This is a genomic window from Arthrobacter sp. PsM3, from assembly GCF_030433895.1.
Classification (GTDB): domain Bacteria; phylum Actinomycetota; class Actinomycetes; order Actinomycetales; family Micrococcaceae; genus Arthrobacter.
The window spans coordinates 26,253-32,265 of record NZ_JARUXE010000045.1 but is presented as its reverse complement, the minus strand read 5'-3'; the positions used below and the strand labels follow the sequence as shown (position 1 = coordinate 32,265).

The following is a 6,013-nucleotide window of genomic DNA, read 5'->3' as shown; positions in this document are numbered from 1 at the left end:
GTGGTCCCCGGATACGGCGATTTCCAGTCCGTCGTAGCCCCAGCCGGAGGCAAGCCTGGCGACTTCCTCGAAGGGCAGGTCGGCCCACTGGCCGGTGAACAAGGTGTACGGGCGGGGCATGTCAGGCTCCTTCAGTCTGCGGGACGGTGGCGGGGACGGGGTTCAAGTCCGATGGCCCGGTAGCACTCGTCGATCAATTCCATCGTCTGAACGGCATTGTCGCTGTCGGTGGGCATCGGGACTCCACGACGCACCAGCGCCGTGAACGCCTCGAGCTGGTAGGTGTAGGAAGAACGCGTTCCGAGGTGCTCCACACGCTTGCCTGCAACTGTATCTACGAACAGGCGATCATCGGTGTGCGGACGAACGAAATTCGCCACCGTGGCCTGACCCTTGCTTCCGATGAGGCGGTAAGTCATCTCACGGCTGCCTCCAGCCATGTGGCACCGCGCCGATGCTGTTACTCCTGACGGGTACACCAGATTGGCATCGACCCATTCGTCCACGCCCGGCAGGCCGGCGCGTTCGGCGCCGCGGGCATCGACGAGCCGGGGTTCGCCGCCTGCCCAGGGCGCTATCGCGCGGACGGCGTGCAGGCTGTAACAGCCCAAATCCATCAACGCGCCGCCGGCCAAGGCGAATGACCAGCGCGGGTCCTCCGGTGCCGGGGGCGGGATCGTCATGGTCGTTTCGACCCGCTGCAGCTCGCCGAGCTCGCCGGAACTCAGCAATTCGTGAAGCCGTTTTGTCACGGGGTGGTAGAGGTAGTGGAAACCGGCCACGACGGCGACCCCGGCGCGCTTGCCGGCGTCGCGGACTTCCCGGGCCTCCGGAGCGTCAGCTGCGAACGGTTTCTCCGACAGGACATGTTTTCCTGCAGCAATCGCAAGCAGGTTCCACCCGGCATGCAGGCCGTTGGCGAGGGGGTTGTAAATGACCTCGACCTCCGGATCCGAAATAACGTCGGCATAGGTGTCGTGGACGTGTTCGACTCCGTGTTGCTTCGCGAAATTCTCCGCACGGGCGCGGTGACGGGCGGCCACTGCTACCAGGCGGGCGCCCGTCAGCCTGGCTGGTTCAACGATGGATGTCGGACTGATCCGGGATGCCCCCAGCACCCCGATCCGAAGCGGGCCGGACATGTCAGTCCCCTTCTCTGACGCGAGACGCCAGCTGGATCAGCGCGCTCTTCGCAGCCGAGCTTTCCTCCACGGCGGCGAGGACCCGCTGGACAGCCAGGCCGTCGTCGAACGACGGCGACGGCCCGGTCCCGCTGCCGATGGCCGCCAGGAAGTCCCGGATCTCGTGCGTAAAGGTGTGCTCCCAGCCGATGATGTGACCCTGCGGCCACCACGCACCGATGTAAGGGTGCTCGGGCTCGTTGACGAGGATCCGGCGGAAGCCCTGCTCCCGGACCGGGACGGTGGCGTCCAGGAAACCCAGCTCGTTCAGATCCTCCAGGTCGAACAAGAGGGAACCCTTGTCGCCGTAGATTTCCAGTTTGAGCGAGTTCTTCTGGCCCGTGGCCACCCGGGAGGCCTCGACCGAGGCGATGGCCCCCGAGGCGAGCGTCAGCGTGGCCCACACGGCGTCGTCGACCGTAACTTCCTCCCGGCCCTGCGCCCCGGGGCGGTGCGTCGTGAACGTGTGCGTCCGCCCCGAAACCTCGGTGATGTGGTCTCCGAGCAGGAACAGCACCTGGTCGATTGCATGGGAGGCAATGTCACCAAGGGCGCCGGAGCCGGCCGCTTCCCGCTTCAGACGCCAGCTCATGGGTGACTCCGGATCCGCCAGCCAGTCCTGAAGGTAGGCGGCACGCACATGCCGGACGGTTCCGATCCGGCCTTCGGCGATCAGCTCCCGGGCCAGTCCCAAGGCTGGGACGCGGCGGTAGTTGAAGCCCACCATGGACTGCACACCACTCGCACGGGCCTCCCGGGCGGCTTCCGCCATGGCTTCGGCTTCCGCCAGGGTGTTGGCCAGGGGCTTTTCCACCAGGACGTGCTTGCCTGCGGCCAGCGCCGCCATGGCGATTTCGGCGTGCATAAAGCCAGGGGCGCAGATGTCGACGATGTCGATGTCATCACGGTCCAGGACGGCGCGCCAGTCCGTGGCTGACTCCGACCAGCCGTACTTGTCCGCTGCGGCAGCAACCCCTGCCGGGTCCCGGCCGACGAGGACTTTCTGTTCGAAGGCCGGGACATCAAAGTAGCTGGCAACGTTCCGCCAGGCGTTCGAGTGGGCTTTGCCCATGAACGCGTAGCCGATCAGTGCTACTCCCAAGGGCCTGTCGGTGATCCTGCTTTCGTCGGGCATCGTCACTTCACGGCACCAAAGGACAGCCCGGCGACCATCTGCCGGCGCAGCACGATCATCAATACGAGAATCGGCGCGACGATGAGCGTGGACGCGGCGGTGATGTTGCCCCAGTCCGTTCCGTACATGCCGGTGAACTGCTGCAGGCCCACCGGAGCTGTTTTTGCTCCGCTGCGGGTGAGGGACAGGGCGAAAAGGAATTCGTTCCAGGACAGGACGATGGTCAGCACGGCTGCCGTGGCCACCGACGGTACCAGCAGGGGCCAGATGATGCGCCGAAGAATGGTCCAGTGGGACGCGCCGTCCACCATCGCTGCTTCCTGGATCTCGTACGGCAGCTGCAGGATGGAGCTGCGGAGGATCCACACCACGATGGGCAGGTTGAAGGCGGCGTAGGGGATGATCAGCACGGGGTAGGTGTCGATGAGACCGAGCCGGCCGGCGAAGACGAAGATCGGGATTACCGCAACGATCGGGGGGAACATGTAGGTGGAGAGAATCCAGGAAGACAGGCCCTTTCGTGCCCGGAAATCCCTCATCGTCAGGGCATAGGCTGCGGGCACTCCGACGGCGATGGCCAGCAACGTCGCGCCGAGGCTCACGATGGCGCTGTTGAACAGGAGCTGACCGAAACTTTCGGATTTTCCGTCCCCCGCCGTCAGCACGGAGGCGTAGTTTTCCAGCGTCGGTGTAAACACCCAGGCCGGCGGTATTTGGTTCGCAAGACCGGCCGGTTTGATGGAGGTGATGAGCATGAAGATCAGAGGCACGAGGCCCACCAGAAGCCAGGCCCACAGGAAGGTGCGTCCAACAATCACGCGAGCAATTAACCCGCGGCGGACGGATGGTGAAGTAGTAGTCATTACATTTCCTCAGGATCGGACCGGCGGCCGATGACGCGCAGCATGAGCGGCACCAGAAGCGAGAGAATGATCAGGAAGATCACACCCAGGGCGCAGGCCAGGCCCACGTTGAAGCTTTGAAGACCGACGCGGTATATGCCGAGATTGATGATTTCGGTCGATTCGCCGGGGCCTCCGCCGGTCAGGATTTTGAATGAATCGAAGGTCTTGAAGGCTTGGATGGTGCGGAGGACCGCCGCGATTGCGATAAAGGGCACCATGCCCGGCAGGGTGATGTGGCGGAACATCTGCCAGGGGCTCGCACCGTCGACCATGGCGGCTTCCCGTGGTTCTGCCGGCAGGGACTGGAGTCCCGCCATCAGAATCAGTGCAATGAAGGGCGTCCACTGCCACATGTCAAGGATCAAGAGAACGATCCAGGCGGAAGTCGGGTCGCCGAGGAGATCGACTCCCTTCGGGAATCCCAGAAACCCCAGGTAGTAGCCGACCCACCCGTAGTTTGGATTGAGCAACTGCTTGAAGACCATTGCCGCGACGGCAGGTGTCACCGCGAAGGGCAGCAGCATCAACGCGGCCCCCCATTTATTAGCGGTAGTCTGTGCCGCCAGCGGCAAGGCCAGCGCAAAGCCCAGAATCATCTCCAAAATGACTGCCACGGCCACAAACGCAAGCGTTATGCCGAACGCGTTGCGGACCGACGCGTTCGAAACTGCCTCGACGAAGTTGTTCAGTCCGACGAACCGGCCGGCGCCGCCGAGGATCTTATCGTTCCGGAAAGCTGAATAGAAGATAAAGATGGCTGGAGCGACCGTCATCAGCAAAAGGACGATCATCGCGGGGGCCATATAGGCCCAAGGGAGCGAACGCTTCCTCCACGACGGCCGCTTGGTGCCGTGCGGAGCGGTCGAATTGCGCCCGTCCGCACGACGGGCGCCTTGAACCTTCAATCCAGCGTCGGGCACTGTGACTGCGGATTTCATGTTTGGTGCTCCTTAGGTGAGGTGAGCGACACGTCAGTAGCCGGCTGACTTGAGGAGGGTTGACACCTTGTCGGCCGCCGTCTTCAAGGCGTCCTGGGGCGAGGAAGAACCGGTTGCCGCATTGTTCACGGCGACGGCTACTTCGTGGCTGACTTCCGTGTAGTTGCTCAAGCGTGCCCGCCCGACGCCAACTTCAAGGGACTTGCCGAGCGTCTCGTAGAAGGGCGCCATCGGGTTGTCGCTCTTGATCGACGCGAACACTGATGCGCGGCTCGGGTGCAGGGCCTTTGCGGTCATCGCTGTCTGCTGTTCGGCAGCCGTGAGCCAGCTGATCGCCTGGTAGGCCCATTCCTTGTTCTTGGAATTCTTGTTCACGCTCAGCATCCAGGTTCCGAAGTGCGGGCCCGCTGCTTCAGCCGTGGGCACCGGGGCGTAGCCGATGGTGCCGCCCTTGACGTTGTCCGCCAGCTTGAGGTCGTGGTAGTTGATCGTCATCGCGGTAAGTCCACTGTCAAAGGACTCCGCGGTGGTTCCCCAGTCGGCAGAGGTGCTGCCCGGCGGTACATGGCCGCTCTGGGCAAGCTTCGCGTAGTAGCTGAGCGCCTCGACGCCCTCCGGAGTGTTGAAGGCAAGCTTCAGGTCCTGGTCCACCAGTGTGCCGTCTCCGCCGAAGGAAGCCAGCAGGGTCTTGAAATCATCGGTAGCCCAGTCTCCGACGCCGGCCATTACGGTCGTGCCGTAAAGGTTCTTGTCCGGCTGGGTAAAGAACTCGGCCGCCTGGGCGTATTCTTCCCACGTTGTCGGAACCTTCAGGTCCTTGCCGTACTTGGCCTTGAAGTTTGCCTGCTGCTGAGGATCGTTGAAGAGATCGCTGCGGTATCCCATGACGGCGACGTTTGACTGGATCGGAAGCCCGTAAATGTCGAATCCGGCGCTCTTGATCGCCGAGGGGTCCGGTTTGGCCGTTTCTTCCGGGTATCGCTTGAGCGGCGACTCAGCGTTGTAGACGGCTGTGTCGTAGAAAACCTTGGGGATGAAGTCGCCGACGTTGGAATCAGCCACCGCCGGGTTCAGATCCTTGTTCTGCAGGTAGGGGGTCAGCGGTTCCAGGTTCTGGACCAGGGCAGGTGCCCACGGAGTGTCGACGACGACGATGTCGTAGTAGCTGCTGCTGGATGCGAACTCGGAAAAGACCTTCTGCTGGAGGGCGTCATAGGGCTGGTTGTCGATCTTGAGGTCGATTCCCAGCTTTTCCTTGAACTGCGGGACCAGCGACGCCACAGCCGCGCTATTGGCCTCGTCCGTTGTGTACAGCATCCTCAGCTCGGCCGGCTTCGCGGCGCTGGCATTGGGACTGGGGGACTCGGCTGTGCAGCCCGTTGCGAACAGGGCGGCCGTCACCGCGACACCCAGCCCCGCCACCAAGCGGGACTTTGACACTCGACTCTGAGTTTTGAACATGGGCCTGTCTTTCGTCTTCGGTGCCTGTCTCTAACCGCAGCAGGCGCCGTTCCAGTGATCGCGGGCGGTGATCCGCCTCACAACAGACTAGGGTGACTTTTGTTGGTAGTCAAGCAAAAGTTGCGAGAAGGAATCGCACTTCCGGCTGCGTTCAGCCATTAATCCGCGTTATCTCCGGTCCGGAGCCGGCTTGGCGGCGACTGTGCGGGGCATCGGAGCAGCCAACGGAGCTTGTCTGCAGGGCTAAGAACCAATCCGGCAACTATTGACTGTCAGTAATCAAGCTTTTGCTTGTCTATTGACATAGGCCATGTGTCCGATGTCATAATCGGTACAGGGATTCAACCTGATGACGCGAAGAGTGGCCCTCACAGAGGGTTCGTTGCCACGGCA

At 62.7% G+C, this 6,013-nt stretch carries 5 protein-coding genes and 1 pseudogene; all 6 read right to left on the bottom strand.

Annotation, left to right across the window (positions count from 1 at the left end; all coding sequences use genetic code 11):
• A pseudogene (locus QCD75_RS18740) lies at positions 1-120 on the bottom strand (sugar phosphate isomerase/epimerase); the annotation flags it as partial.
• Positions 121-131: 11 nt separating this feature from the next.
• Positions 132-1,142 (bottom strand): Gfo/Idh/MocA family protein, encoded by a 1,011-nt coding sequence (locus QCD75_RS18735; protein WP_301230937.1) that lies wholly within the window; start codon positions 1,140-1,142, stop codon positions 132-134.
• Position 1,143: 1 nt separating this feature from the next.
• The gene (locus QCD75_RS18730; protein WP_301230938.1) at positions 1,144-2,316 is read right to left on the bottom strand and encodes a Gfo/Idh/MocA family protein; all 1,173 of its coding nucleotides are present in this window, start codon (positions 2,314-2,316) and stop codon (positions 1,144-1,146) included.
• 2 nt (positions 2,317-2,318) lie between these two features.
• Positions 2,319-3,179, bottom strand: coding sequence for a carbohydrate ABC transporter permease (locus QCD75_RS18725; RefSeq protein WP_301230936.1), 861 nt, complete (start codon positions 3,177-3,179; stop codon positions 2,319-2,321).
• Positions 3,179-4,159 carry a carbohydrate ABC transporter permease gene (locus tag QCD75_RS18720; RefSeq protein ID WP_301230934.1) on the bottom strand — a complete coding sequence of 327 codons (981 nt, stop codon included), beginning with the start codon at positions 4,157-4,159 and terminating at the stop codon, positions 3,179-3,181. The genes QCD75_RS18725 and QCD75_RS18720 overlap by 1 nt, the downstream gene beginning before the upstream one ends.
• A 33-nt stretch (positions 4,160-4,192) precedes the next feature.
• Positions 4,193-5,599: an ABC transporter substrate-binding protein gene (locus tag QCD75_RS18715; RefSeq protein WP_301230933.1), complete on the bottom strand. Its 1,407-nt coding sequence runs from the start codon at positions 5,597-5,599 to the stop codon at positions 4,193-4,195.
• Positions 5,600-6,013: the final 414 nt, after the last annotated feature.